This window comes from Algibacter sp. L3A6, assembly GCF_009796825.1.
Lineage (GTDB): Bacteria > Bacteroidota > Bacteroidia > Flavobacteriales > Flavobacteriaceae > Algibacter.
The window spans coordinates 2,520,531-2,547,183 of sequence record NZ_CP047030.1 but is presented as its reverse complement, the minus strand read 5'-3'; the positions used below and the strand labels follow the sequence as shown (position 1 = coordinate 2,547,183).

The 26,653-nt window shown below is 33.3% G+C and carries 26 protein-coding genes; 7 read left to right on the top strand and 19 right to left on the bottom strand.

The window, feature by feature from the left end:
- Nucleotides 1-7: 7 nt before the first annotated feature.
- The 5 genes from GQR98_RS10770 to GQR98_RS10750 form a co-directional block, all read right to left on the bottom strand.
- Nucleotides 8-763: a LytR/AlgR family response regulator transcription factor gene (locus GQR98_RS10770; RefSeq protein ID WP_159019500.1), complete on the bottom strand. Its 756-nt coding sequence runs from the start codon at nt 761-763 to the stop codon at nt 8-10.
- Between the two features lie 271 nt (nt 764-1,034).
- Complete coding sequence (locus GQR98_RS10765; RefSeq protein ID WP_159019499.1) at nt 1,035-1,361, bottom strand: 2TM domain-containing protein; 327 nt, start codon at nt 1,359-1,361, stop codon at nt 1,035-1,037.
- A 35-nt stretch (nt 1,362-1,396) separates the two neighbouring features.
- Entirely contained in the window at nt 1,397-2,731 is a 1,335-nt protein-coding gene (locus tag GQR98_RS10760; RefSeq protein ID WP_159019498.1) for a histidine kinase, read from the bottom strand.
- A gap of 255 nt (nt 2,732-2,986) precedes the next feature.
- Nucleotides 2,987-3,718 (bottom strand): energy transducer TonB, encoded by a 732-nt coding sequence (locus GQR98_RS10755; protein ID WP_159019497.1) that lies wholly within the window; start codon nt 3,716-3,718, stop codon nt 2,987-2,989.
- Nucleotides 3,719-3,931: 213 nt separating this feature from the next.
- Entirely contained in the window at nt 3,932-4,939 is a 1,008-nt protein-coding gene (locus GQR98_RS10750) for a sugar kinase (RefSeq protein WP_159019496.1), read from the bottom strand.
- Between the two features lie 174 nt (nt 4,940-5,113).
- On the opposite strand from GQR98_RS10750, the gene GQR98_RS10745 reads away from it, so the two are divergent.
- The 3 genes from GQR98_RS10745 to GQR98_RS10735 all read left to right on the top strand — a co-directional run bounded on the left by GQR98_RS10745 (nt 5,114) and on the right by GQR98_RS10735 (nt 9,207).
- On the top strand, nt 5,114-5,749 hold the full coding sequence (locus GQR98_RS10745; RefSeq protein ID WP_159019495.1) for an MOSC domain-containing protein: 636 nt from the start codon (nt 5,114-5,116) through the stop codon (nt 5,747-5,749).
- A gap of 42 nt (nt 5,750-5,791) precedes the next feature.
- Nucleotides 5,792-7,036 (top strand): DEAD/DEAH box helicase, encoded by a 1,245-nt coding sequence (locus GQR98_RS10740; protein ID WP_159019494.1) that lies wholly within the window; start codon nt 5,792-5,794, stop codon nt 7,034-7,036.
- Between the two features lie 155 nt (nt 7,037-7,191).
- A complete protein-coding gene (locus GQR98_RS10735) occupies nt 7,192-9,207 on the top strand; it encodes a hypothetical protein (RefSeq protein WP_159019493.1) in 2,016 nt (671 codons plus the stop codon).
- A 95-nt stretch (nt 9,208-9,302) separates the two neighbouring features.
- Here the strand turns inward: GQR98_RS10735 and GQR98_RS10730 are convergent, their stop codons facing one another.
- The 7 genes from GQR98_RS10730 to GQR98_RS10700 all read right to left on the bottom strand — a co-directional run bounded on the left by GQR98_RS10730 (nt 9,303) and on the right by GQR98_RS10700 (nt 16,668).
- Nucleotides 9,303-10,466 (bottom strand): sigma-54-dependent transcriptional regulator, encoded by a 1,164-nt coding sequence (locus GQR98_RS10730; protein ID WP_159019492.1) that lies wholly within the window; start codon nt 10,464-10,466, stop codon nt 9,303-9,305.
- Nucleotides 10,467-10,468: 2 nt separating this feature from the next.
- Nucleotides 10,469-11,311, bottom strand: a complete 843-nt coding sequence (locus GQR98_RS10725; RefSeq protein ID WP_159019491.1) for a DUF6268 family outer membrane beta-barrel protein — start codon at nt 11,309-11,311, stop codon at nt 10,469-10,471.
- 59 nt (nt 11,312-11,370) lie between these two features.
- Nucleotides 11,371-12,273, bottom strand: coding sequence for a mechanosensitive ion channel family protein (locus GQR98_RS10720; protein WP_159019490.1), 903 nt, complete (start codon nt 12,271-12,273; stop codon nt 11,371-11,373).
- Between the two features lies 1 nt (nt 12,274).
- A complete protein-coding gene (locus GQR98_RS10715) occupies nt 12,275-13,588 on the bottom strand; it encodes an ABC transporter permease (RefSeq protein ID WP_159019489.1) in 1,314 nt (437 codons plus the stop codon).
- A 5-nt stretch (nt 13,589-13,593) separates the two neighbouring features.
- Nucleotides 13,594-14,520, bottom strand: coding sequence for an ABC transporter ATP-binding protein (locus GQR98_RS10710; protein WP_159019488.1), 927 nt, complete (start codon nt 14,518-14,520; stop codon nt 13,594-13,596).
- Between the two features lie 408 nt (nt 14,521-14,928).
- Nucleotides 14,929-16,065, bottom strand: a complete 1,137-nt coding sequence (gene dnaJ / locus GQR98_RS10705) for a molecular chaperone DnaJ (RefSeq protein ID WP_159019487.1) — start codon at nt 16,063-16,065, stop codon at nt 14,929-14,931.
- Between the two features lie 54 nt (nt 16,066-16,119).
- Complete coding sequence (locus GQR98_RS10700) at nt 16,120-16,668, bottom strand: nucleotide exchange factor GrpE (protein WP_159019486.1); 549 nt, start codon at nt 16,666-16,668, stop codon at nt 16,120-16,122.
- Nucleotides 16,669-16,825: 157 nt separating this feature from the next.
- Between GQR98_RS10700 and GQR98_RS10695 the strand changes: the two genes are divergently transcribed.
- A complete protein-coding gene (locus GQR98_RS10695; RefSeq protein ID WP_159019485.1) occupies nt 16,826-17,485 on the top strand; it encodes a YceI family protein in 660 nt (219 codons plus the stop codon).
- A gap of 131 nt (nt 17,486-17,616) precedes the next feature.
- Nucleotides 17,617-18,450, top strand: coding sequence for a DUF6503 family protein (locus GQR98_RS10690; RefSeq protein WP_159019484.1), 834 nt, complete (start codon nt 17,617-17,619; stop codon nt 18,448-18,450).
- A gap of 56 nt (nt 18,451-18,506) precedes the next feature.
- Here GQR98_RS10690 and GQR98_RS10685 read toward each other — a convergent pair whose 3' ends face one another.
- From GQR98_RS10685 to GQR98_RS10675, 3 genes are all read right to left on the bottom strand, one after another.
- Nucleotides 18,507-19,415 (bottom strand): TIGR01777 family oxidoreductase, encoded by a 909-nt coding sequence (locus tag GQR98_RS10685; RefSeq protein ID WP_159019483.1) that lies wholly within the window; start codon nt 19,413-19,415, stop codon nt 18,507-18,509.
- A 169-nt stretch (nt 19,416-19,584) separates the two neighbouring features.
- Nucleotides 19,585-20,265, bottom strand: coding sequence for a tRNA (5-methylaminomethyl-2-thiouridine)(34)-methyltransferase MnmD (gene mnmD / locus GQR98_RS10680; RefSeq protein ID WP_133965412.1), 681 nt, complete (start codon nt 20,263-20,265; stop codon nt 19,585-19,587).
- Nucleotides 20,266-20,267: 2 nt separating this feature from the next.
- Nucleotides 20,268-20,771, bottom strand: coding sequence for a DUF4920 domain-containing protein (locus tag GQR98_RS10675; protein ID WP_159019482.1), 504 nt, complete (start codon nt 20,769-20,771; stop codon nt 20,268-20,270).
- Nucleotides 20,772-20,863: 92 nt separating this feature from the next.
- Between GQR98_RS10675 and GQR98_RS10670 the strand changes: the two genes are divergently transcribed.
- Nucleotides 20,864-21,931 (top strand): branched-chain amino acid aminotransferase, encoded by a 1,068-nt coding sequence (locus GQR98_RS10670; RefSeq protein WP_159019481.1) that lies wholly within the window; start codon nt 20,864-20,866, stop codon nt 21,929-21,931.
- A gap of 92 nt (nt 21,932-22,023) precedes the next feature.
- Here the strand turns inward: GQR98_RS10670 and GQR98_RS10665 are convergent, their stop codons facing one another.
- From GQR98_RS10665 to GQR98_RS10655, 3 genes are all read right to left on the bottom strand, one after another.
- A complete protein-coding gene (locus GQR98_RS10665; protein ID WP_159019480.1) occupies nt 22,024-22,788 on the bottom strand; it encodes a thioredoxin family protein in 765 nt (254 codons plus the stop codon).
- A gap of 12 nt (nt 22,789-22,800) precedes the next feature.
- The gene (locus GQR98_RS10660; protein WP_159019479.1) at nt 22,801-23,310 is read right to left on the bottom strand and encodes a TlpA family protein disulfide reductase; all 510 of its coding nucleotides are present in this window, start codon (nt 23,308-23,310) and stop codon (nt 22,801-22,803) included.
- A gap of 76 nt (nt 23,311-23,386) precedes the next feature.
- Nucleotides 23,387-23,773 carry a nucleoside triphosphate pyrophosphohydrolase family protein gene (locus GQR98_RS10655; protein WP_159019478.1) on the bottom strand — a complete coding sequence of 129 codons (387 nt, stop codon included), beginning with the start codon at nt 23,771-23,773 and terminating at the stop codon, nt 23,387-23,389.
- 73 nt (nt 23,774-23,846) lie between these two features.
- Between GQR98_RS10655 and GQR98_RS10650 the strand changes: the two genes are divergently transcribed.
- A complete protein-coding gene (locus GQR98_RS10650) occupies nt 23,847-24,032 on the top strand; it encodes a hypothetical protein (RefSeq protein ID WP_159019477.1) in 186 nt (61 codons plus the stop codon).
- A 416-nt stretch (nt 24,033-24,448) separates the two neighbouring features.
- Here GQR98_RS10650 and GQR98_RS10645 read toward each other — a convergent pair whose 3' ends face one another.
- Nucleotides 24,449-26,485, bottom strand: coding sequence for a dipeptidyl-peptidase 3 family protein (locus tag GQR98_RS10645; protein WP_159019476.1), 2,037 nt, complete (start codon nt 26,483-26,485; stop codon nt 24,449-24,451).
- Between the last annotated feature and the right edge of the window lie 168 nt (nt 26,486-26,653).

Sequence of the window (26,653 nt, the reverse complement as noted above, 5' to 3'; positions counted from 1 at the left end):
ATAAACTCTACTCCAACCAGGTTTTAAAATCTTTTACGCGCTCGCGTGCCACAATAACATCTTGCTCGTTGTAAGACCGTAACTTAATTTGTAACCTCGAATTGGTGTAACTCACCATATCTTTTATGGCATTAATGTTTACAAAGAATTTTCGATTTATACGGAAGAAGGTTTGTGGTTCTAGCTCGTCTTCTAATTGATCTAGCGTGCTATCTAACAGGTAATTTCTACCTTCTGTAGTATGCGCATAAGTGCCTTTGTTTTCGCTATAAAAACATTCAATATCATCTATATTAATAAGTTTTAGGTGCTGGCCTACTTTTATAGAGAAGCGCTTTTTATAAACGCGATCTATTGGGTTGACAAGTAATTTTTTAATGTCGTCGAAATCTAAGGTAACGCCTTGTTTTTGCGGTGCACGTTCTTTATACTTTTTTACGGCAACCTCTAAATCGTCGTCGTCAATGGGTTTTAACAAATAATCAATGCTGTTTAATTTAAAGGCTTGCAGAGCATACTCATCATAAGCTGTGGTGAAAATTACAGCGCTTTTAATTTCCACAGTTTCAAAGATTTCGAATGAAAGTCCGTCGCTTAATTGAATATCTAAAAATATTAAATCGGGATGTGGATTATTTTGAAACCATTCAATCGATTCTTCTACGGAATGAAGCATGGTTTCGGCTTCAATATTTAATACTTTTAGTTGACGTTGAAGTCGGCGTGCTGATGGTTTTTCGTCTTCTATAATAATGACTTTCATAGGTTTGTTTTTATATTCTGATTAATGATAACATATTATTTCTGCTAACACACATGACATCATTTTAATTGATACTTTACCTTGTTAATTGGCCCGCGTTAGGGATTGATGCGGCATCCTTTTTTGGTGTTTTAAAACGATACTTACTTAAAAAATAAGACTTCTGTTTTGAGTCAACAACTCTTTATTTAAACCCTAACCCAAAAAAGATATAGCGGAAAGCCCGACCCTTGGGTAACGCTCAAATTAATTAATCTGAGCTTTTTAAATACTATTCCCATTTGGTTTCATCTTTTTGCATGTATTCTCGAACTTTACGTTCTTCCCAACTTTTACTGAATAAGGCATTTTTACCAAACACACCTAAAGCATGAAAAGATAAGCCAATACCCCAGAAAAAAGCAGTGCTAAAGGTTCCAAAACTCCATAAATCGCTCCCTGAATTAAAGGCTACCATACCTATTAAAAAGAAATTAATTACAACGTAGAAAAAGGCATGCGAGTAAAAGCCTTTAAGCTCTTTTATTCGTTTTTCGGCACGTAGGTAAGCGTCTTCTTTTTCAAAATCGGTATTGTTATTATTGTCTATTCTTTCCATGATGTTTTGTTTAAAGGTTTGTAAAAAACTAAATTCTAGTTCCATTTATTTTGTTCGTTACGCATAAACTCGTCCATTTTGCGCTTTTCCCAGTTTCTGCCAAAAAGGCCATTCTTCACGAATACTCTGTAGGCATGAATACATAAACCTATACCCCAACCAAACATGGGAAACCAGAACCACTGTACGTTCCAGAAGGTTTTATAATTTACAAATACTAAAAAAGGAATTACCAAACAGTAGGATAAAAGGCTGTAATAAAAACTTTTTAACTCGTCTACATGGTTGCGTGCGCGTAAATATTGATCGTTTATTTGTGATTTATGTGTGTGCATGATTGTTGTTTTTTTTGTGAGCATCGGGATGCTTACCGCAAAGGTGCTCGCTTGTTGATTAATGTGTATTGTTTTACTAGTTAAGAGTTTGTAGCGCTGTTTAATATTATTTAAACCTACACCTGTACTCTTTTTTACTATTTGTTTGGGTTGTAGATTATTTTCTACTACCAGATTTCCGTTGCTTTCGTAAATTTTAATATGCAATGGTTTACTACTTGTTACCATGTTGTGCTTTACCGCGTTTTCTAATAATAGTTGCAGAGATAGCGGTACCACTTTGCTTTCTGGGTTTTGAGCTGTTTCTGGCATTGTGAAAACTATACTGTCTTCAAAACGCATTTTAAGCAGTAACATATAGGTTTTCGCAAATTTAAGTTCTTCGTTAACGGTTACTAATTCTTTACTTTTTTGCTCTAAAACATAACGATATACTTTAGATAATGAGGTTGTAAACTTTTGAGCATTTACCGGGTTTTCTTCTATTAAACTGCTTAATACATTTAAACTATTGAACAGAAAATGTGGATCTAATTGATTTTTTAAAGCATCGAACTTAGCACTTGCTGTACCTGCGATTACCTGTTGTTCTTTTATTCGGTTTTGCTGATAGCGGTTGTAAAAAAACACCACGTGAAACCCAATAACAATGGTTAATGTGATCCATAAACCAAACTGATAATTTTGCCATTTTTGATTGGCTAAAAAAACACTAAAGGTGTTTCCGAAATAAAAAACGTTTGTTACCGCACGCATAATAAAGAGACCAACTAGTGTTATTACTGTAGATCCGGCAATACCAATACCTATACGTTTTAGATAATCGGTTCGTTTCCAGTTTTTCTGTTCGAGGTAATCGAAAAAGAACATATTTGAATACCCTAAAACAAAAGCGTAAAGCTGATAAAAAACAAAACTGGTTAGTAAATCGTTAAAAGTTTTATACTCGAACCCATTGTATAAATAACTTCCAATTAAAAACACCAAACACCCTAAGATAAAAGTGATTAAAATATATTTTATTGATTTTGTCATGCTTTGCTTTTAATAGATTGGTTTGCTTAAATTTTAGTAATCAGTTTTAAATCGCTACCTCTAATTTTAATAATACTCTGTTCCATAATTGTTCGTGTTTTGATTATTGATACTACAAATATCGAACAGAACTATGAGTTTTTTAAAATTGAATTACCCAACTGTATTTTTTTTATGCTGAATTGTAATTTACAAAAAAAAAGCAGCCTAAAAAATATTTTAGACTGCTTGACTATAACTAGATGACTTTTATTATTAGCCCTCGTACTTAAAGAATATTGGCACGGCATAAGCTACTTTTACTGGTTTGCCGCGTTGTTTACCTGGTTGCATTTTTGGTAACTTACCAATAATACGCTCTGCCTCAGTTTCTAAAATTCTATCCGGACCTCTAGAACGAATATTAGTAGTAACACCTTTAGAATCTATAATAAAGATGACTGATACACGACCTTGAATTCCCATATCTAATGCGGCTTGTGGATAAGTAAAGTTTTTAACCACGTGTTCTTGCATTTTTTTCTGAAAACAATCTTTAGTTTTTTGTTTGTCTAAACCTTCGCATCCAGGAAAAATAGGTACATCTTCAATTACAGCAAAGGCAACCTCTACTTCTTCTTCTATTTTCTCTACAATAACATCGCCTACTGCAACAATGTGTTCTGAGATGGCATCATCTTGTCCTGTTTCTGTACTTTCGAAAACAGTTTCTTCAATATCTACTAGGTCTTCTACTACCTCAATCGTTTGCGTAATTACAACCGGAGCTGCTGCTGGAGGAGGAGGTGTAGCTGCTTTTACAATAGGAATATCGTCCTCATAGATTACTTCCATGTCTAAAACATCCATTGCAATTTCATCTTGCGCATCGTAAGTCTTAAATTCTAAGGCTTGCCAAGACAAGAATAACATCAAATTAAGTCCGATAGCGAAATATAAACTGCTATTACGACCAATTTCTAATTGTGGGTTCTTTTTAACTTCCATGACTACTTATTTTGATACTATAAAATTATTGTAATTAGCAAAAATCAACTATGATAATTATCATATTCTCTCAATACCCTTCAAATAATTAAGAAATCCAATAAATCAATTCGCCTTAGAAACAAAAAAAAGCCACTCCAAAGAGCAGCCTATTAGCATTTTATATTATAAATAAGTATTCTTATTTTATTTCATTCAGAATAAAATCCAACATTATCTAGTTAAACGTCCCGATTTGTTTCCACCTAAAATCCCCATCACTTCTTTTACTGTTGCTAAATTTACATCACCTTCGTATGTATGTTTTAAAGCACAGGCAGCACTTGCAAATTCAATGGCTTTATAATCATCGTCTAGTTTCTGTAAACCATAAATAAGTCCAGCTGCAAAAGCATCTCCTGTACCTATTCTATCTACAACGTGTGTAATATCTAAATCTTCGGTTTCTCTAAATTCAACACCATTCCACATTCTAGCACGTATTTTATGCCAAGATGCGTTTACGGAAGTCCTAATTTTATCACAAACTTTTTCTATAGAAGGAAATTCTTTTATTAATTGTTTACTCGCTTCAATAAAAGCTTCGTTAGAGTAATTATATTCAGTACCCAAAACTTCATTTATTTCATTTATACCACCTATAAAAATGGTAGAATAATGAAGTAATTCTGTTAAAGCTTCTTTTGGATCCTTATCATATTTCCATAATCCGCTTCTATATGTAGGGTCGGCAGAAATAGTAAGTCCTTTTTCTTTTGCTAAAATTAACCCTTGTTTTAAAGTATCAAAACTTCCTTGTGTTAATGCAGGTGTAATTCCCGTCCAGTGAAACCATTTTCCATCGTCTAAAGCACGTTCCCAATTCACCATAGAAGGTAAAATCTCTGAGAACGAAGAATGTGAACGATTATACGAAATATTACTTGGGCGCATTACAGCCCCTACTTCAAAGAAATAAACACCTAACGGACGTTTAGATAAACTTATAGACGAGGTATCTACACCAAATTTATTAATATAAGACAATGCCGTTTCTCCAATAAAATCGTCGGATACCGCACTAATATGCCTCACATTACCTCCAAAATTAGCAATGGAAATACCCACATTTAACTCGGTACCTCCAAAATAAAATTCAACCATGTTAGATTGAATAAATTTTTTGTGTCCACGAGGTGAAATACGCATTAAAACTTCTCCAAAGGTGATTACTTGACTCATAAATATACATCTAAAGTTATTCGAACAAATTTAACATTTGATTTTGGCAATACTCAGTAAACCTTTGATTATTTTGACTTAATTACATAAATCGCACCTTATTTGTAAGCTTATTAAAATTAGAGTAAATTCGTAACGCATCTACTAACAAAACATAAATTCGTTTTATTAATTATGAAAATTATTGCCACCAACCTTGCTAAACCAACAACAATAATTTGGAACAAAAAGGAAGTCGTTACTGGTATTTATAAAACACCAACGGCCTCTCCTATTTTTCTTGGCAAAACCGATGTGGATAACGATGAAGTAACCGATAGAAAATATCATGGTGGTTTATTTAAAGCTTGTTACCTTTTTTCTGAAAAACATTATGATTATTGGAAAAGACGCTACCCCGATTTAGAATGGAATTGGGGTATGTTTGGAGAAAACTTAACCGTTTCTAATTTCGATGAATCGGAAATTTATGTAGGCAACATATATAAAATAGGAGACGCTTTAGTACAAATAACGCAACCTCGTGAACCTTGTTTTAAATTGGGTGTGAAATTTAATGACCAAAATATACTTAAGGCATTTATAGACCATGGATTTCCAGGCTCTTATATTAGAGTACTAAAAGAAGGTTTTGTAAAAACAGGAGACCGTATGGTTTTACAAGAAGAAGCTAAAAACTCTTTAACCATAACCCAAATGTATCAATTGCTATACGCTAAAGAAAAAGACCAAGATTTACTGAAACGCGCTATAGAAAATGATGCCCTTCCGGAGAAAAAAAGAAACAAATTAGCTGCATATTTAAAATAAGCTGAAGCGGTTTATAGTATCTTTGTAGCAAATTATTAATACATGTCATTTAAAGACTTACAATTAAATCGCCCAATTTTAAGAGCCGTTGCCGAAGCAGGTTACGACAATCCAACCTTGGTACAAGAAAAAACCATCCCTTTGGTTTTAGAAGGAAAAGACGTCATTGTTTCTGCACAAACAGGAACAGGAAAAACGGCTGCCTTTGCGCTCCCTATTTTACAGCGCTTATTTAATAACCAAGAAGCTCCTAAAAAAGGTAAAAAAATTAAAGCTTTAATTATTAGTCCTACTCGCGAGTTGGCTATTCAAATAGAGAATAACTTTAAAACCTATAGCACATATACAAACTTAACAACCTCTGTTATTTTTGGCGGTGCACCTATCGAACCTCAAAAGGACGTGTTAAAAAAAGGTATAGACATTCTAATTGCTACACCTGGACGTTTACTAGATTTACATAAACAAGATGCTTTAAATTTAGATTATGTAGAAACACTTGTTTTAGATGAAGCCGATTTAATGCTAGACATGGGCTTTATTGACGATGTTAAAAAAGTAGCCCGCCTTTGCACCAGCGAAAAACAAATTTTATTGTTTTCTGCAACTATCCCTTATAAGGTAGAGCAATTGGCAAACACGATATTAAACGAGCCAGAACGTGTAGAAGTTGCACAAAACTCTTCTACTTCAAAAAACGTAAACCAACTACTCTATTTTGTACCAAAACAAAATAAAATAGAATTAGGTTTACACCTACTACGCAATACTATTAAAGGAAACATCATCATTTTTAGACGTACTAAATTTGGTGTAGAAAAACTTGAACAAACCTTATCTAAAAATGGTTATAAAGTAGAAAGTCTTCATGGTGATAAAAGTCAAACTGCTCGACAAGATGCCTTATTACGTTTTAAGAAAGGCGAAGTAAATATTTTAATTGCTACAGATGTTGCTGCCCGTGGTATTGATATTAGTGATTTAGATGCTGTTGTAAATTTCGATTTACCAAATATACCTGAAACTTATGTACACCGCATTGGTAGAACGGCTAGAGCAGGAAAAGCAGGTATAGCATATTCTTTATGTTCTGCCGATGAAAAAAGCTATGTACTCGCTATACAACAACTTATACAAATGCAACTTGATGTTATAGACGATCATCCTTACCCTTTAGATCCAAAAGCAAAGCCAATAGTGCATAAGTCTCAAAAAACAGGAGGCAGCAAGCATAAAAAAGGTAGAAAAAGTGAAGCTTCTAAAAAGAAGAAAAAACGCTGGTACTAACAAAGTGTAAAATAAATAAGCTACATATAATTATAAAGTACATATTAATATTTCTAAAAAAGTACTATTCTTTTAAAAGAGTTGACAATTAATAAATTAAAATCAGGGTCTTAAAAAGAAACTTTTTTATAGATTTGTTATATACTCTCTTAATTATGAAAAACTTAGCAATATTATGCATCGCATTTTTGTTTTATCTAAACAATTACGCCCAAGTTGGTATAAATAACACAGATCCCAAGGCTTCCTTAGATATAACTGCAACGTCAGCATCTGTTCCAAATGCGAATGATGGATTATTAATTCCAAGAATTGATGTATTTCCATCTACAAATCCAGATGGAAACCAAAACTCAATGATGGTATATTTAAATAATGACTTAACTTCAGTCAATATTACTGGTACAGCCAAAGATTATGATTCTGGTTTTTATTATTGGGATAATGCTCAAACAGACTGGATTAGATTTTTACAATATAATAGATGGGATATTAGCGGTAATAACAACATTGATGATAGTGTAAACTTTTTAGGAACTACAAACGATCAAGATGTTGTTTTCAAAAGAAATAACGTCCTTTCCGGAATATTAGATGCTACAAACACTTCTTTTGGAACTAGTAGTCTAGAAGCCAATAGTACGGGTATAGAAAATACAGCAATAGGTGTCGATGCCTTAAAAAACAACTTAGGAGGTAGAAACACAGCCATAGGCTATCGCGCTGGTGACTTTAATACTAATGGTGACTATAACATATTTATAGGTATAAACGCAGATGCAACAAATAACGATCTCCAATCAGCAATAGCAATAGGTAATGCGGCCAAAGTAGATGAGACAGCCACTATTTCAATTGGGAATAGTGCTACTACAACAGAACAAGACGCCATTGCTATAGGGCGATTTTCAAACGCCTCCGGAACAAGATCTATTTCTATAGGAAGAAACGCTTCAAGTAATGACTCTTTTTCCACTGCTATTGGTCAAGAGAGTGACGCAAGCTTATCTCATGCTACCGCCGTAGGTTCAGTCTCTCAAGCAACGGCTATTAGATCTACAGCATTAGGCTATAATACTAGCGCTACTAATAATGATACTGTGGCAATAGGGAGTAATAGTGCTGCATCAGGAACTAACTCTGTTGCTATTGGTTCTGGTTCTTCAACACCTCAAACAGATTCTGTTGCCATAGGAAACTCAGCCGCTGCAACAGCTGGGAATTCTGTAGCAATAGGCAGTTCTACAGTAGCATCTGGAGACCGATCAACAAGTCTTGGAGAGCAAGCTGTTGCAAGCGCTCAAGAAGCTTTAGCTTTTGGAAGTGGTACCACAGCAACAGGTATAAGAAGTTTATCATTAGGAAGAATTGCAGAAGCCAGTGGAACAGATGCAACAGCTATTGGAGAAAATGCTATTTCTAGAGGTGTAGAAAGTATGGCGATAGGTTCTGATGCTGCAGCTACTGAAACTTCATCATTAGCCATAGGAAACAACGCAAAGAGTGAATCTGAAGACGGAACTGCAATTGGAGTAGATACTCAAGTTCTAGGAAATTCAACTGCGTCTTTAGCCATTGGACACGATTCCCAAGTGTCTGGAACTTCTTTAAATTCCTTAATTATAGGAAATACCTCGACAATTAATGGAAGTTCAGAAAACAGCATAGCACTAGGTAACAATATTACTATTAACGGGTTAACCAACTCAATCGGTATTGGAAACCAAGCTTCCCCAAGTGCTTCTAATGAAATAAGATTAGGAAACACAGCCATTACATCGGTTGTTACTTCCGGAGTAGTAAGCGCATTTAGTTTTTCTTCCAATACAGCAAATTATCCCGATTATGTATTTGAAGATTACTTTAAGGGCAAATCTAAAATAAACTCAAATTATAAATTTATTACTTTAGATGAAGCAGAACATTTTGTAAAACTCAACGGTCATCTACCTGGCGTTAAGTCATATTCTGAAGTTAATAATAACGGTATGAAATTAAACATTACTGAAGCTACCGTAACAAACTTAGAAAAAATTGAAGAACAATTTCTATATATCACGGAGCTTAACAAAAAAATAAACTCTCAAAATGAAATTATTAAATCGCAAGACGACAAAATAAAATCTTTAGAAGAACGTCTAAAACGTATTGAAAATCTATTACAAAAATAGAGCTTCAACCCCTTAATAAAATAAAAAAGCAGTGCTTTAAAAACCTTGATTGAGGTCAATAAAGCACTGTTTTTTTTATATGAATAAACTAAAACCTACTTACTCGCAAATAACTTAACATCCTGCTCGCTAACCTCTGCGCCACCAAGAATAATAAGGCGCTCTACCACATTACGCAGTTCTCGAATATTACCCGTCCAGTCGTACTCTTGTAATAATTTAACCGCTTTTTCGGTAAACTTCTTTTCGTTTGTACCTTGTTCACCAGATATTTTAGACGAAAAATGTTTTATCAATAACGGAATATCGCCACGTCTTTCATTTAAAGCCGGTACTTTAATTAAAATTACCGCTAACCTATGGTATAAATCTTCTCTAAAATTACCGTCTTCAATCTCTTTCTTAAGGTTTTTATTGGTTGCTGCAACTACACGTACATTAACTTTAATATCCTTATCACTTCCAACACGTTGAATCCTGCTTTCTTGTAAAGCACGTAATACTTTGGCTTGCGCCGAAAGACTCATATCTCCAATTTCATCTAAGAAAATGGTTCCACCATTAGCCGCTTCAAATTTACCTGCACGATCTTTATTTGCACTTGTAAAAGCACCTTTTACATGTCCGAATAATTCACTTTCGATTAATTCGCTAGGTATGGCAGCACAATTCACCTCAATTAAATTTCCTTTTGCTCGATCACTCTTTTCGTGTAACCAATGAGCAACAAGCTCTTTTCCTGTTCCGTTTGGCCCTGTAATCAGCACACGTGCGTCGGTTGGTGCTACCTTATCTATAATATCTTTTATTTGAGAGATTTCATCACTCTCACCTATCATTTCGTATTTCTTACTTACTTTTTTCTTCAGAATTTTGTTTTCTACAAACAACTCTTTTCGGTCTAAAGCATTACGAACCGTGTTTAATAAACGATTTAAATCTGGCGGTTTAGAAATATAATCAAAAGCACCTAAACGCATTGTATTTACAGCCGTATCAAGATCTCCGTGACCGGAAATCATAACCATTGGTATTTCTGGTTTTATTTTTTTTGTAGCTTCTAATACTTCAACACCATCCATTTTAGGCATTTTAATATCACAAAGCACTAAATCGTAATCTTCGTTTTTTATCTTTTCAATACCAATTAATCCATCTTCTGCTTCTTCAACTTGATAGGTATCATTTTCTTCCGAAAGGATTTTTATAAGCACACGTCTAATTGCTGCTTCATCTTCTATTACTAGTATTTTTGGCATCTTTATATTTTAAATTTTAGTCCGCTTCTTAAATAGAACGCGTTAATATCGTCTAATTTAAAAATTTCATCTCTATTATTACTTCTAATTACATTATTTAATCTCACAGTATAACCAGTGTATAAATATGCAGCTAGATGTTTTGTAAAGCAATATTCATACCCTAATCCGCTAACGGCAACAGATAATGATATATGCTCAGCCTCTTTTTCATTAATTACTAAAGGTTTTTGTAAATGCGCCAAGTAACCATCGAGACCCGTAAATACTTGTAAATTATTTTTAGGGTTGAAATGATACTTTAAATTCGATTTTGGAATTCCGGCCGTATAGCTCCAATTCTCATCAATTTTTCTATAATAACTCACAAATGGCAACGGAAAAGGTAAACCGGTTGTAGCATTATAAGTTAGCCCTAAAATTAATCGACTCTCTTTTTTTATCTCGTCACTAGCTGTTCTTTTATTAATAAAAAACACGCCACCATTCATAAAAAAATCATCAGAATTTAATTTATGCGTAAGTGTTGATGCTATTCTTGGGTTAACTTTAACTCCAAAACGCCATTTTTCATTCCACTTAAACGTATAAGCTAAGTTTAAATCTATAATATGAATTTTACTTAAACCAGAAGTTTCAAAATCGTACTCATCTTCTAAGTTTAATAAAATTCGATTATACTCTCCTCCCACAATAAAATATGAATCGTTTTTAAGTTCTATAGGATAATTTAATAACGCCCTTAATCGTGTGTATTGATCTTCGGAATTACTCTTTGGAATAAATGAATATTCTAAGCGTGCCAAATCTGTTAATTGTGCATGCGCCATATAAAAACTGGTCATAAACAATAACATTAACACCTTTTTAAATTCCAGTTTTTCTATCACAATTTAGTCAGTATCTATTGTTTAATAATATGTATATCTCTTTGAGGAAAAGGGATTGAAATTTTATTCTCTCTAAATAAACGATCTATTTCAAAACGAATTTCACTTTTAGGTATTGCCCCTTGAAAACTATCGTTTATAGTGAATACTAATTTAAACTCTAAAGCACTATCTCCAAAATTTGTAAAAAACACATAGGGCTCTGGATGTTGCATTACCGAATCATGATTTGCTGCTGCTTCTAACAGTAATTTTTTTACAAGTTGCACATCACTACCATATGCTACACCAACCTCAACAGCTTCTCTGGTAGACGATCCGTTTTGCGTCCAATTATACAAACTATTGGCTAAATACAAATGGTTAGGTATTATTAAAACTCTATTATCTATAGTAACGGCTCGTGTTGTACGGAGTTTTATTTCTTCTACACGCCCAACTTTACCTTCTATTTCAATAATATCTCCAACATGTACCGATTGATCTATTAATATAAAAATTCCTGAAATAATATCTTGGAATAAGGTTTGAAGTGCCAAACCAACACCTATTAATAATGCTGCTGAAGCGGCAAATATAGCCGTAACATTAATACCAATTGAATCCATGGCAATTAGCAAAACAACTAAATATATTAACCAACGAGCAAATGAAAAAACTGTAAAGAATTTACTTTTATCATCATCCGACATTTTACGCGTCATTATATTCCGTGCAAAGCGTAAAAAATAGGTAGTTAATATCAAAATGATAAGCACCAACAAAACAGACTTTACTTTTAGCACGCCTGTTTCTATGCCACTCCCATCTTTAATGGTGTAGGTATAAACATTATAATTTAAAAACCCCATGAACTGTTCCCAAATGGAACTATTCTCGATAGTGTCTTCTATTTGATCTATAACCTTGTCTTGCATTTTAATATTTAATCCATTTAATTAACTCTTTGTATGTCGGTTTTTTACCATACATTAAAATACCAACACGGTATATTTTTGCAGCAAACCAAACCGTAAGCATAAATGTGCCCACCAGTATTAAAAACGACAACACTTGCTGCCAAATTGGAACCCCAAACGGAATACGCATAAGCATAACCACAGGCGACGTTAAAGGTATAAACGAAAAAACTGTCGATACGGTTCCGTGTGGATCTTCTACCACTGTAAATATACCAATATAAACAGCTAAAACTAGAGGCATTATAATAGGCATCATAAATTGTTGCGTATCTGTTTCGTTATCTACAGCTGCACCAATAGCCGCGTAAAACGAGCTGTAAAGTAAATAACCACCAATAAAAAACAGTATAAACGCCAACACTAAATTCAATAAAGGCAAATTGTAAAATGCTGTTAACACATCTTGAATTCGCATATTAAGCTCAGGGTTTTCCATGGCCTGTTGCATCATTTGTTGCTGTGGCGTTTGTACTTGTGCCAAATCGATCCCGAACACAGCCGAAAGCACAAACATTAAAATGAAACCTAAAATAGTCCAAATTAAAAACTGTGTTATTCCCGCTAAAGAGGTTCCGAAAATTTTACCTAACATAAGTTGTACGGGCTTTACGGAAGAAATAATAACCTCTATAATTCGGCTCGTTTTTTCTTCTATTACACTTCGCATAATCATGTTTCCATAAATAATGATGAACATAAAAAGCAAATATCCTAAAGCACCACCAAAAGCAATTTTGATAACACTATCTATTTTTGATGTTTTCTGTCCGTCAAAACTTTCTTGTGCTATTTCAACGCTAATTTTAGAAGCATTAATCATATCAACATCTACACCATTTTGCAGAAGTTTCATGTTGGTTAACTTAGCTTCTATCTGATTTTCTAAATCTGAAATAGTATTTATCGATGGTGATTCTTCAGAATAAAACGTGATATGCTTAGATAAGTTTTTTAAATCTTGTATTTTATCTACATGCAATAACCCATAAGCTTCTGTTTCTTTAGATAAATCTTTAGCATCCTCCAAAGACATCTCTCCCAAAACATGATAAGTTGTATGCTCTGAATCTTTAAAAGTATCTTTTACTAATCCAGATTCGTCCAACACAGATATTAAACGAATTTTATCGTTGTTTAATTGTGTTAAGTATGCAACAACACCAATAAGTGCCATAAAAATAATGGGACTTAAAAACGTCATAATTATAAACGATTTATTTCTAACTTTATTTAGATACTCTCGTTTTATAATAAGTGGTAAATGGTTCATAAAAATTAATTATTCTTTACTGTTTGAATAAAAATATCGTTAACGCTTGGTATTAATTCTACAAAATGAGAAACTTCGCCTTTACTTGCCAAGAATCCTAATAAATCATTAGATTTTTGGGTATCTTGAAGTTTAATATTTAGTTTTAATTCGTTTTCTAGAGTTTTAAAATAAGCGTCGGACACATCGAATTTTTGAGCTAATTCTTGTTTTAATTCCGGTTGATTATTTGATCGAATCCCAACTTCAAAAGTATTTGATTTAAATTGACGTTTTACATCAACCAATTTCCCTTCTAATATTTTATTCGATTTATGAATTAATGCAATATCATCACATAATTCTTCTACAGATTCCATTCTATGTGTAGAAAAAATAATGGTAGCACCTTGATCTCTTAAATGTAAAATTTCATCTTTAATAATATCGGCATTTATAGGATCGAATCCTGAAAATGGCTCATCAAAAATCAACAATTTAGGTTCGTGCAAAACCGTTACAACAAACTGAATTTTTTGCGCCATTCCTTTTGAAAGCTCCTGTATTTTTTTATTCCACCAATCGCCAATATCCAAACGATCGAACCAATATTTCAAACGTGCCTTAGCTTCAGTTTTACTTAAACCTTTAAGTTGTGCTAAATAAAGAGCCTGCTCGCCTACTTTCATGGTTTTGTACAACCCACGCTCTTCTGGTAAATAACCAATATCTCTAATATGATTTTCGCGTAAGGCTTCGCCATCCAAAATAACAGATCCAGAATCGGGCATTGTTATTTGATTGATAACACGAATTAAAGTTGTTTTCCCTGCTCCATTAGGTCCTAAAAGTCCAAAAATGCTCCCTTTAGGTACCGATAGAGACACTTTGTTCAGTGCGGTAAAGTCTCCGAAATTTTTAGAAACTTCGTTAACTTCTAATAAATTACTCATTAATTTTTTAGTTGACTTGTTTGCCGTAAATATATTAAATGTTTCGTTGTTAGCTTAAGTTGAGCGGGTGCTTTCTTAAAAAATTAGTTTTAATCTTTTCGCTCAAAATTAAGACATTTTAAAAGCAGTAAACTCTTTAAATTATTTAGAACCCGATTCTATTGTTTTACACAAACTGACAGCGTTTTTACGTGCTCTATAAGGCTCTAAAAACAAAACCCACCCTTAAAAAATTAAGGATGGGAAAAAAATTGCTATGAAAAAGAAAAATTACCACTAAAATAAATTAGTGATACATCAAATATAACTTTTTTTTAACAATTATTAACATATCCATTAAGTTTATTCGAGCGTAAACAAAAAAAATCCGCTAAAAAGCGGATTTTTGATTTTGACTTATATTTTTGGTTATGAGAACATATCCTTTACTTTTTCAAAAAAAGATTTATCAGATTTCTCTGGTTTTGGAGAGAAATGATCATCGTCTCTCATAGCTTCAAAAAATTCTTTTTGTTGCTTGTTTAACGTTTTCGGTGTCCAAACATTTACATGTACTAACAAATCTCCGGTTCCGTACCCATTGATACTCGGGATTCCCTTTCCGCGTAAGCGTAAAATTTTACCAGATTGAACCCCAGCTTCTACTTTAATACGTACTTTACCTGTTACGGTATCTATTTCTTTAGATGTACCCAATACAGCATCTGGCAAGCTAATGTACATATCGTAATGTAAATTATCGCCTTCACGTTGTAAAGTCTCATGTTCTGCTTCTTCAATGGCAACTAGTAAATCTCCAGAAACACCATTACCTGGTGCTTCGTTACCTTTTCCAGATACTTTAAGTTGCATACCATCTACTACTCCTGCAGGAATTTTAATAGTAACTGTTTCTTCAGATACTTTTAAACCTTGTGCATCAGCATCAGCTGGTTTTTTATCAATGGTTTGTCCTGCTCCACCACAAACATTACACGGTGCAGAGGTTTGCATACGACCTAGAATAGTATTAGCAATACGTGTTACTTGCCCGCTACCATTACAAGTAGAACAAGTTTTGTAAGTAGTACCATCGGCCTGTACTTTACGTTTTACTTTTATTTTCTTTTCTACACCGTTAGCAATTTCTTCTAAGGTTAGTTTTACACGAATACGTAGGTTGCTTCCTTTAACACGGCGTTGGCCTCCGCCACCACCAAAACCAGAAAATCCACCACCTCCGAAGCCGCCACCGCCGCCACCGAAGATATCTCCGAACTGACTGAATATGTCGTCCATATTCATGCCGCCGCCGCCAAAACCGCCGCCACCGCCGCCGTTTTCAAAGGCTTGATGACCAAACTGATCGTAACGTGCTTTTTTATTCTCGTCGCTTAAAATTTCATATGCTTCGGCTGCTTCTTTGAATTTACCTTCGGCACTTTTATCATCTGGATTTTTATCTGGATGAAACTCAATTGCCTTTTTTCGGTAAGCTTTTTTAATTTCGGCTGCCGTTGCTCCTTTGCTAATGCCTAATATTTCGTAATAATCTCTCTTTGCCATTGCTGTGTAAACCCTTCCGGAAAGGAAGCATTTGTTTTAATTAATAATACCTTCTTATTGTCCGATAACTACTTTCGGGAAACGAATTACTTTTTCGCCAAGTTTATAGCCTTTTTCAACTACATCAATAATTTTTCCTTTCATATCATCTGTTGGCGCAGGAATTTGAGTAATTGCTTCGTGATTATCGGCGTTAAAAACTTCACCTTGTTCTACCACAACTGCTTTTAACCCTTTTTGTTCTAGTGTGTTTACCAATTTTTGGTAAATTAAAAGTACACCTTTACGCAATTCTTCAGCTTCTTTATCGTCTTCAATATGACTTAAAGCACGCTCAAAATCGTCCAAAATTGGCAGTAATGTTTTCATTACATCTTCACTAGCCGTAGAAAACAATTCAATACGCTCTCTAGAGGTACGTTTTTTATAGTTTTCAAACTCTGCGAAAAGCCTTAAAAACTTATCTTTTTCTTGCTTTACTTCAGCTTGTAATTTTTCTTCAACCGTCAGTTCTTCAACTTCTTGTTCTTCTACTGCAACGTTTTCTGCTTGGTTTGCTTCAACTTGCTCGTTCTCTATATCTTTGTTATCTTTATCACTCATTGTAATTTCAATTTTGCAATTCTTAAAATTAGTTGGCAAAAGTACTGCCAATATTATTAAAATGCCATAATGTCATTGATTTATTTTGTACTAAATTCCTTTATATTGCATTCACTTTTGTGTAATTTTACACGATAAACATAAAAAAACTATAACAATGAAAACAAAATTTGTAAATATTTTATTTATTACGGCTTTAAGCCTTTCTGTATTTAACTGTAAAGACAAAGCAAAAGAAGCAACAACTACAGAAGCTGAAACTCCTGCCGTAACTGAAGCTGTTAATGCTGAAATTTACACTGTAGATAAAGCTGGTTCTACTATTGCATGGACAGGTTTTAAGCCAACAGGTTCACATAACGGAACTATTGGTTTAGAAAGTGGTGCGCTTAATGTTGCTAATGGAAAAGTTGTTGGTGGATCTTTTATTATTGATATGGCATCGATTACTGTTTTAGATATTCCTGCTGATGATAAAGGAAATGCTAAATTAGTAGGTCACTTAACAAATGCTGACTTTTTTGATGTAGAGAAATACCCAAGTGCTGTTTTTACAATTACTGAGGTTACTGATGCAGAAGGTAAAACTATGCTTTCTGGTAACTTAACACTTAAAGAGGTAAAAAACAATGTAACTTTCCCTGTGACTATCGCTAACGAAGGTGGCGCTGTTACGATTACTAGTGAAGCTTTTTCTATTGATAGAACAAAATGGAACGTACAATACGGATCTAAATCTATTTTTGATAATTTAGGTGATAAATTTATCAATGATGATATTGAATTAAAAATTACAGTTAAAGCTGCGAAGTCTTAATTATAATATACATTTTATTGAAAAGCCACCTTGTGAAAACTTGGTGGCTTTTTTATTTTATAAAAGAACGTAAACACTAGGCGTTCTCCATTGTAAAACACAACTTAAAACTTAACTTTGTTAAAAAAACTATGAAAATAAAAACTAATTTAATCCTTAGCGCTTTTACTGTCTTTGCTTTAGCGTCTTGCAAAAATGAAGCGAAAGAAAACAACGCAGAAACACCTATTGATAAGGCTGTAGAACAAAAACAAGAATTTCAAAATCAGGCTCACGAGTTAGTGTACCAAATGACACAAAAAGTTGGCGACTACAGTAAACTTGCTAACAAAAAAGATGTAGTCTATACTTACACCTACCGTATACCAGATGGTAAAACCGATATTATTACTGAAAAGTATATTTTTAATGGAGAACTATCTTACGGAGCATATCAAAAACACGAGCGCACACTTGCCGATTTAGATGGTTTAATAGAACAAGGTTACGATGGTAATGAATTTTGGATAAAACATAACGGAGCGCCATTAAACGATGCTGCTGCTTTAAAGAAAGTTGCTTTTAACAGACCTACAAATTTTTATTGGTTTGCCATGATGCAGAAATTGCTAGACCCGGGTTTACAATATGAATACCTAAAGGAACAAACTATTAACGATACCACCTATGATGTTGTTAAAGTATCTTTTAACACCAGTAAACCATCAGACATTTATCAATTGTATATTAATAAAGAAACTAAACTGGTCGATCAGTTTTTATTTACCGTTATGGATTTTGGTAGAACCGAACCTATGTTAATGATAATGGAATATGGACAAGTTGAAGATTTACTGATACCTACAAAACGTAAATACAAAAAATCTAATTGGGATGCAGAAGTAACCGAAGAACCTTGGATACTTGTAAACTGGACCGATATAAAATTTAATAACGGTTTAACGAAAACCGATTTCACAAAATAAAACATTCTGAAAAGTGGCTCTTAATTTTAGAGTCACTTTTTTTTTGTAGAACTTGCTTAACCTAATAAATTATCTAAAGCCGGTTGTAAATGATGAAATTTAAAATCGTAGCCAGCATCTTCTATTTTTTTAGAACTTACACGCTGACTTTCAAACAACAAAAGATGCATTTCGCCAAGCACTAACTTCATGACAAATTTTGGCACATTAGGCATAAAAAAGGGGCGATCTAAAGTTGTGGCTATCCTTTTAGTTAACTCGTAATTAGTTGTTGGGTTTGGAGCAACGGCGTTATAAACACCATTTAGTTTTTCTTGTAATACGAGCATAAAAATCTGAGACAAATCTTCTATATGAATCCAAGATTGCCATTGTTTACCACTACCAAAAGCAGACCCTAAACCTAATTTTACAGGCTTTATCATTTCGGTTAATGCACCACCATCTTCAGCTAAAACTAAACCAATTCTAATTTTAACGACTTCTATATTTAATTCTAAAAAACGATCTATAGCAGCCTCCCAAACATTTACAACTTCACTTAAAAAAGAGTCGCAACTACCAATTTTAAAATCTTCGGTGTAATAATTGGTTAAAGAATCGGGATACAAACCAATAGCGCTAGCCGATACAATTTGCGTTACCTGATGCTCTATTTTTTTAAGACTCTCAAAAAGTAAATGAGCCGTATCTTCTCGACTTGATAATATTATTTTTTTGTATGAAGTCGTCCAACGTTTTGAAATAGTAGCACCTGCCAAGTTAATAATAGCATCTACATTTTTAAAACAATCTAAATCTATCTCTTCAGTTTTAGGTTGCCAGTAAAAACCTTGATAGTTTTCGGTGTTTTCAAGTTTAGATTTACTTGTAGTTAAATAGTTAACCTGAATATTTTGAGCATGACAGCGACTAACAATTTCTTGTCCAATTAATCCCGTAGCTCCTGTTATTAAAACTCGCATCTACTTTTTATTTAAAGTTACAAAATAGCCACTTTATTTACTACTCTTTTAGGGAAGGTTTAACACAATATTAATTATGCGCTTAATCTCTCTTCATTTTTAATAAAATGAAGAATAACGCTCTAAACCTATTGATATATTATAATGAGTGAACTAGTAAGTATCTTTACTATTTAGTACCTCGTAACATTTCGCGCTTTCCAGGAGGCCCCTCTAAACGCTCCACAGTAAACCCAACGGTTTGCATAGCACGACGCACACTACCTTTTGCTGCGTAGGTTACCAAAACGCCACTGGTTTTTAAAGCTTTATACATGGTTTTAAAAACAGACTCTGTCCATAATTCCGGCTGAACGCGCGCACCAAAAGCATCAAAGTAGATGATATTAAAAGCTTGCTCGTCTTCAATTTCTGCAAAAAACTTCTTTTGTTTTTCAATTGAGAAGCTAGGCGTTAAAGCATGTTTTTCGTTCCAAGCAACGTCATGGAGTGCTTTAAAAACAGATTCGTTATTTTCAGCTTTAAGCTCCTTAGCGTAGTTTAATAAACGTATTTCTTCCGTGGAAACGGGGTACGCTTCTACTCCAACATAATCTATTTTTAATTTTAGTTTATCAGCTTCTAGAAAAGTGATAAAAGCATTTAAGCCTGTACCAAAACCAATTTCAAGAATGGCCACTTCTTCACCTTCCGTTTTTATGTTTTCAGAATAAAAATATTGCAAACCATGTTTTATAAATACATGGTAAGCTTCTTGTATGGCACCATGTTTAGAATGATATTGCTCGTCCCAATCTGGTAAATGTATGGTTGAAGAACCATCGGCGGTAATTACAACTTCTCTTTTCAAATTTATTGTTTTAAGAGTACACCATCGGCCTCAAAAGAAAACGTTCTTTTGGGTGCAATAATTTGCTCTATTTCTTCTTTCGTTTTTCCTGCATCTGCGGCATAGTGACGTTGCTCATCAACTGATACTTCAGAAACAAAAGCATGACCATTAATAATAACTTCTTGACCGGTGATATCTTTTGGCATAAAAAAACCATAATCTTTAAATTTCACCATAACCTCGTTACCATCTTCCAAATCTAAACGCATCCAACAGCCTTTTGCCTGACAAACACTATTAACTTTTGCTTTTATTTTTGAAGGAATACTATCACCCACATTCATGGATTTATAATGAGAAGCCATAGAAGTTGCCGGAATAGCATCATCGGCTATAATTTTATTACCAAAGGAAGCATAACTAACCGTTTCTGTTTTAGTAGGTTCTGCCTGTTGCACATCTGCTTTCTTTTTACATGATATCATAAAAAAAACGCAAATAAAAGTGAGAAAAAGAGATTTCATTTGATGAATGTTTAGATTTTATACAATTTCTGTAAATATACCCAAATTTTAAAAACGAATTTACTTAAATTTACAATCTAAATAAGAACAATATGAGTGCTATAATCAACAACATCGAGATTATAAAAGCAAAATCGACAAAAATTAATGATGTAGATTTTGACAATTTAAAGTTTGGAAGTGTTTTTTCAGACCACATGTTAGTGTGCAACTATGAAAACGGCAAGTGGCAAGCCCCTAAGGTTACGCCTTACGAACCGATTACTTTAGACCCATCGGCTAAGATTTTCCATTACGGTCAATCGATTTTCGAGGGAATGAAAGCATATAAAGATGCCGATGAGAAAGTCTGGTTATTCCGTCCTTTAGATAATTTTAATCGATTAAATATTTCTGCAAAACGTTTAGCAATTCCTGAATTACCTGAAAATTATTTCATGGAAGGTTTAAAAGCGCTTTTAGAAGTTGATAGCGATTGGATTCCTAAAAATGAAGGAAGCTCTTTATATATACGTCCTTTTATTTTTGCTTCAGGAAATGGTTTTCACGCCTCACCTGCCGATGCTTATAAATTTATAATTTGTACAGCACCATCGGGAGCTTATTTCTCAGGAAAAGTAAAGGTTTTAATTGAAGAAAAATACTCACGTTCTGCCAATGGTGGTGTAGGTTTCGCGAAAGCTGGAGGTAATTATGCTGGGCAATTTTACCCAACACAATTAGCGATAGAGAAAGGTTACCAACAAGTAATTTGGACTGACGATAACACCCACGAATATATTGAAGAAGCTGGCGCTATGAATATTTTTGTACGTATAAACGATACATTAATTACAGGCCCAACTAGTGATAGAATTTTAGATGGTATTACTCGTAAAAGTATTATTCAATTAGCTGAAGCTGAAAACATACCTGTTGAAGTTAGAAAAATAACAGTAAAAGAAGTTGTGGAAGCTGCTAAAAACGGATCTTTAAAAGAAATATTTGGTGCTGGAACTGCTGCTGTAATTTCTCCTATTTCTGGATTTGGATTTAAAGATGAAGATTTTGATTTACCAGAATTGGAAGAAACATACGCTAGCTATTTAAAAAAGCGTATTACTGATATTCAAACGAATAAAACAGAAGACCCTTTTGCTTGGAGATACGAAGTAAAATAATTTTACCTACCACCTATCAAAAATGATAGATAAAAAAAAGAGAGAAATCTAATTTAGATTTCTCTCTTTTTTTATGAAACAAATTTAATGTTTTAGCTTCTACTTGCTTTTATGGGGCATCCAATAGCTTTTGTAATTTCCGGGCTTGGTTTTGTTCCGTTCTCTAAAGCCGTGATAGCATTTTCAAGAAACTTCACTTTAACATCTTCCGCAGATTTTGCATTATCATCTATAGTACCTATATATTGTACTTTACGCTCTGCATCTAATAAAAACACATGAGGTGTTCTAACGGCTCCGTATTGTGGGTATATTTTTTGCCCTTCATCTACGAGGTAAGCAAAAGGAAATCCTTTTTCCTTAGCACGAGCTTGCATAGCAGCATAACCTTCTTTTTCATTCTCAGGACTATTTGGGTTAATTGCTATTACAGGGTAACCTTTAGGCGCATATTCATTATGCAATGCTATTAAACGATCTTCGTACATTTTTGCAAACGGACACTCGTTACAAGTAAACGTTACAATGTAACCTTTAGCATTATCATAACTCGCTAAGGACACCATAGAACCATCTACATTTTTAAGATTGAAGTCCGTAGCTTGTTCTCCTATTTTATAACCGCCAATTTCTTCTAAGCTTTTAGTTTGTTCTGGAGAACCTCCTTTAGGCGGCCCTTTTCTATCACCTCCATGTCGTGGAGGTCCTTTTCGGTCTCCATCGTGCGGATGATCTTTATGATCGCTTTGGTGATTTTCCGCAGATACTTCACTGTTTTTTTGAGCACCATCTTTACACGATACTAAAACCGCAAGAGACAATGCTAATGTCGCTATTAATACACTTATTCTTTTCATTTTGAATTCTATTTATTTATTAAAATTTTTACTAATTTCAGTTTCGATATCTTGTAAATCCTCAAAAGAACGCTCGTAATAGGAACGTTTTTCGCTATTAAACATAATAGTAAACGGTATAGCGCCAGACCATTCAGGATTTATTTTGTTTATCCATGAATTAGCATCAGGATCGTCTAACAGAATCACTTTAGTCGTTATATTATTTTTCTTTAAAAAAGGTTTCAGCTTTGTTTCGATGTCCTTTGGAAAGTCCATACTAACCAAAATAACTTCTACATCTGGATTTTTTTGAGCATATTCTTGAATATACGGCAACTCCTCTACACATGGTAAACACCACATGGCCCAAAAATTTATTAAATATGTTTTATTATTCTGAGTGTAAAGTAAAGGCTCTAATCCCTCAAAGTCGTAAACCGGAATATCTTGAGATATTATAGCTTCGTTTTTATGGTCTTTACAGCTTACTATAAAACATAGAGCAACAATAAAACTAACGAATACACCTTTCTTCTTCATTCAAAAAATAACTTAATCTTAATTAGACTTCTTTATTTACAAAAGGTTTAATCTTAATAATAAATATTCAAAAAAGTTATTTCTTTAAAATATCTGCAATATTAGGTTGAAAATAATTTGGTCCTTTTAAGACCTTACCGTCTTCTCTATAAATAGGCTCTCCATCTTCACCTAACTTACTCATATTACTACGTTGAATTTCTTCAAATACTTCTTCAATTTTGTGCTGCATACCATGCTCTATAATAGTACCACATAAAATATATAGCATATCGCCTAAAGCATCGGCAACCTCAACAAGGTCGTTATTATTTGCAGCTTCTAGATACTCTTCATTCTCCTCTTTCATTAGATTGAAACGCAATGTATTTTTCGCATCACCCAAATCTGCCTTTGGAGTTTCCCTGTATCCAATTTTATATGCCGTATGAAAGGCTTTTACTGCTTCTATCTTATTCTTCATAAATTATATTTTTAAACTTCTACAACCGCAGAAATCTCGTAAGTATTAATTAAATTTGCATAAAAATAGGGATATGTTTAGTAATGGTCAAATGATTTTCGGAGTAATATTTTTTATTGTTTTTGCCATTATTATTGGGTTCACCTACCGAAAAGACCTTAAACTACACAAGCGTTTTTACAGCGGAAGTATTTGGGTTTTAGTTGGCTTTATTGGCTTTATACTCTCTATTGTTGCTATTAAATTCTTTTTTAAGTAATTCTTTTTTTAAACCTCTACTTCTCCTTCCTTTTATTCTACAAACGGAATCTATAGGTCATTTTTACAACTAACTTGATTTAAGAAGTTCTTTTACTGCTTTTTAAGAATTCTTCCTTGGAATTATAATATTAAGAACAACCACAATACAATTCTAATTATTATGATTTGCACTTTCCTTGTCGGTATTTCGCAAGCATATTTCACCTATTTATAAAACTTTATAACTTTAACACGCAACCTTTTTTAAAACCGCGCATCTACCTAACAGCTATTAAACTAAATTGAAAATGAAACTACTAATTATTATCGGTGTACTCATCTTATTAAATTTAATTCTATTAACGTTTAGTGTAAACAAAAAAACAGAACCCTGAATAAAGGTTCTGTTTTTTTTGTTTACAATTAACTGAGTAATTAGTTAACTTCAGGAAGAAAACTAAAATGCTTACTATACGTTAACATTTGATCTACAAAAGACTCAGGATACTCTACATTTACTTTAGTTATTTCACCAGCATCATTAGTTTCTGGAACTAAAACGGGGTTAATATAACCTGTATAAGGCGCTGAGTTAAATTGCTTATTACGCTCTAAAACATTTGCATGAATATCTTGGTCTACTTTTACACCATAACCTTCAACTAAAGCTTCTACTGCTTTATAATCACCTTCAGATTTTATACGTTGCGTTTCTTTTAATAATTCACCAAAAAGATCGTGTAATTTAGCATAATCATTGATGTTAAAATATGTTTTACCGTCACGATTTACTTTTTCAATAACATTATCTGCTTTTCCTTTTTCAAAAGCCCAAGCCGATACCCATTGTCTGTTTCTCATGTGCGCTTCTTCAACGTTATCACCTAAATTCAAACGAATTAATTGCGTCATTAAACCATTTCTAATATAACCGTCGTAAGCCGTTCTACCAATCTTTTCCCAATCGGTTACTAAACCTAGTTCTTGTAATTTAGGATTGTATAGATAATATAAACCAACTAAATCAGCACGACCTTCTTCTAAAGTAGATGCGTAGTTTTTAAGCGTTTCTTTAGTTTCTCCAACCCCAGGGTTTAATTTCCCAGAAGCATGACCAATAACTTCGTGTAAAGCCGTATGTAATTTATCGGCTAGCTGCCCATACTCTTCTTCTAAAAGTAATTCTTCTTCATCGTGAACAAATTCTTTTAAACGACCAGTAGTTCCTGCATTGTTTGATGCATTTACAATATTCCCTAAGGATACAGATTTACTACCAACAGCTGCACGAATCCAGTTTGCGTTTGGTAAATTAACACCAATTGGAGTGCTTGGAGATGCATCACCAGCCTCACCTGCGACATTAACAACTTTGTAAGTTACACCAACAACATTCTCTTTTTTATGTTCTGCCATTAATGGAGAATTATCTTCAAACCATTGTGCATTATCTGATAATACTTTCATTTTTTGAGACATATCAAAATCATTAATTTGAATGATACTCTCGTAAGATCCACGGTATCCTAATGGGTCGTTATAAACCTCAATAAAACTATTTATGTAATCTATATTTCCTGCAGTAGCGCCAGTCCAAGCTACATTATAATCATCCCAAGTTTGTAAATCTCCCGTTTGGTAATATTCAATTAAAAGACCTAAAGCATGACCTTGAGCTTCATTTTCTGCAACACCTTTAGCCAACTCTAACCATTTAATAATTTCGTCTATAGCCTCACCGTAAAGTCCGCCTGATTTATAAATACGTTCTTTTAAAACACCATTTTCTTTTACTAATTGCGAGTTTAACCCAAAAGACAAAGGTTTATCTACATTTGGAGATTGCTTAGCCTTGTAAAAGCTTTCAACATCGGCATTTGTAACATTTGGTCCGTAAAAATTAACAGCCGAAAGCGCTACATTATCAACACCTTTTCCTTGATTCACTTTTTTAGCATCCGCATCGTTAAATATAGCATCAAAAGCATCAGCGTCTAAAGTTGTATTAGTTGCCGATAATAATTCTTTTAAATAATCTGCAGAAAACTCAGGAGTTAATTTATCTGTAGAATAGTGATGGTGTATACCATTACTAAACCAAACACGTTTTAAATAACTCTCAAAACTTGCCCAATCTTTAGCCTTTTTATCACCAGAATAGCTTGTGTAAACTTGCTCTAAAGCCTTTCTAATTTTTAAGTTATAACGGTAATTTTGATCCCACATAATATCGCGACCAGACAAACCCGCTTGAGTTAAATAGTAAACTAACTTTTGTTCTTTTAAAGTTAATTTATCCCAACCCGGAATTTGATACTTTAATATTTTAATATCAGCAAATTGATCTACATTATAATTAAATGCAACAACCTCTTTTACCTCTTCAATAACCTTACTATCACTTTTTTCATTACCACATGAAAACAGCATTAGGTTTATTATTGCAACACCTACAATTGATTTTAGTTTCATAATTTGAATTATTATTTTTTTTAACTTACAAAAACAACGATTTAAACCGACTTACTATTCTTGTTTTTATAAAATTAGAACATTTCGCTATTAAAACGTTATTATTAATTCAACAAATGTAATAATTTATTAAACGAATTTTAAAATTGATTATCTTTGAGTTAAATA

Excerpts from the sequence above, each read along its gene's own strand:
- GQR98_RS10735 (WP_159019493.1), top strand. The coding sequence starts at position 7,192 with ATGAAAAACTTAGCAATATTATGCATCGCATTTTTGTTTTATCTAAAC.
- GQR98_RS10770 (WP_159019500.1), bottom strand. The coding sequence starts at position 763 with ATGAAAGTCATTATTATAGAAGACGAAAAACCATCAGCACGCCGACTT.
- GQR98_RS10685 (WP_159019483.1), bottom strand. The coding sequence starts at position 19,415 with ATGCGAGTTTTAATAACAGGAGCTACGGGATTAATTGGACAAGAAATT.
- GQR98_RS10695 (WP_159019485.1), top strand. The coding sequence starts at position 16,826 with ATGAAAACAAAATTTGTAAATATTTTATTTATTACGGCTTTAAGCCTT.
- GQR98_RS10740 (WP_159019494.1), top strand. The coding sequence starts at position 5,792 with ATGTCATTTAAAGACTTACAATTAAATCGCCCAATTTTAAGAGCCGTT.
- GQR98_RS10690 (WP_159019484.1), top strand. The coding sequence starts at position 17,617 with ATGAAAATAAAAACTAATTTAATCCTTAGCGCTTTTACTGTCTTTGCT.
- GQR98_RS10700 (WP_159019486.1), bottom strand. The coding sequence starts at position 16,668 with ATGAGTGATAAAGATAACAAAGATATAGAGAACGAGCAAGTTGAAGCA.
- GQR98_RS10750 (WP_159019496.1), bottom strand. The coding sequence starts at position 4,939 with ATGAGTCAAGTAATCACCTTTGGAGAAGTTTTAATGCGTATTTCACCT.
- GQR98_RS10715 (WP_159019489.1), bottom strand. The coding sequence starts at position 13,588 with ATGAACCATTTACCACTTATTATAAAACGAGAGTATCTAAATAAAGTT.
- GQR98_RS10665 (WP_159019480.1), bottom strand. The coding sequence starts at position 22,788 with ATGAAAAGAATAAGTGTATTAATAGCGACATTAGCATTGTCTCTTGCG.
- GQR98_RS10730 (WP_159019492.1), bottom strand. The coding sequence starts at position 10,466 with ATGCCAAAAATACTAGTAATAGAAGATGAAGCAGCAATTAGACGTGTG.
- GQR98_RS10760 (WP_159019498.1), bottom strand. The coding sequence starts at position 2,731 with ATGACAAAATCAATAAAATATATTTTAATCACTTTTATCTTAGGGTGT.
- GQR98_RS10710 (WP_159019488.1), bottom strand. The coding sequence starts at position 14,520 with ATGAGTAATTTATTAGAAGTTAACGAAGTTTCTAAAAATTTCGGAGAC.
- dnaJ (WP_159019487.1), bottom strand. The coding sequence starts at position 16,065 with ATGGCAAAGAGAGATTATTACGAAATATTAGGCATTAGCAAAGGAGCA.
- GQR98_RS10645 (WP_159019476.1), bottom strand. The coding sequence starts at position 26,485 with ATGAAACTAAAATCAATTGTAGGTGTTGCAATAATAAACCTAATGCTG.
- GQR98_RS10765 (WP_159019499.1), bottom strand. The coding sequence starts at position 1,361 with ATGGAAAGAATAGACAATAATAACAATACCGATTTTGAAAAAGAAGAC.
- GQR98_RS10745 (WP_159019495.1), top strand. The coding sequence starts at position 5,114 with ATGAAAATTATTGCCACCAACCTTGCTAAACCAACAACAATAATTTGG.
- GQR98_RS10755 (WP_159019497.1), bottom strand. The coding sequence starts at position 3,718 with ATGGAAGTTAAAAAGAACCCACAATTAGAAATTGGTCGTAATAGCAGT.
- GQR98_RS10655 (WP_159019478.1), bottom strand. The coding sequence starts at position 23,773 with ATGAAGAATAAGATAGAAGCAGTAAAAGCCTTTCATACGGCATATAAA.
- GQR98_RS10660 (WP_159019479.1), bottom strand. The coding sequence starts at position 23,310 with ATGAAGAAGAAAGGTGTATTCGTTAGTTTTATTGTTGCTCTATGTTTT.
- GQR98_RS10675 (WP_159019482.1), bottom strand. The coding sequence starts at position 20,771 with ATGAAATCTCTTTTTCTCACTTTTATTTGCGTTTTTTTTATGATATCA.
- GQR98_RS10720 (WP_159019490.1), bottom strand. The coding sequence starts at position 12,273 with ATGCAAGACAAGGTTATAGATCAAATAGAAGACACTATCGAGAATAGT.
- GQR98_RS10650 (WP_159019477.1), top strand. The coding sequence starts at position 23,847 with ATGTTTAGTAATGGTCAAATGATTTTCGGAGTAATATTTTTTATTGTT.
- GQR98_RS10670 (WP_159019481.1), top strand. The coding sequence starts at position 20,864 with ATGAGTGCTATAATCAACAACATCGAGATTATAAAAGCAAAATCGACA.
- GQR98_RS10725 (WP_159019491.1), bottom strand. The coding sequence starts at position 11,311 with ATGACCAGTTTTTATATGGCGCATGCACAATTAACAGATTTGGCACGC.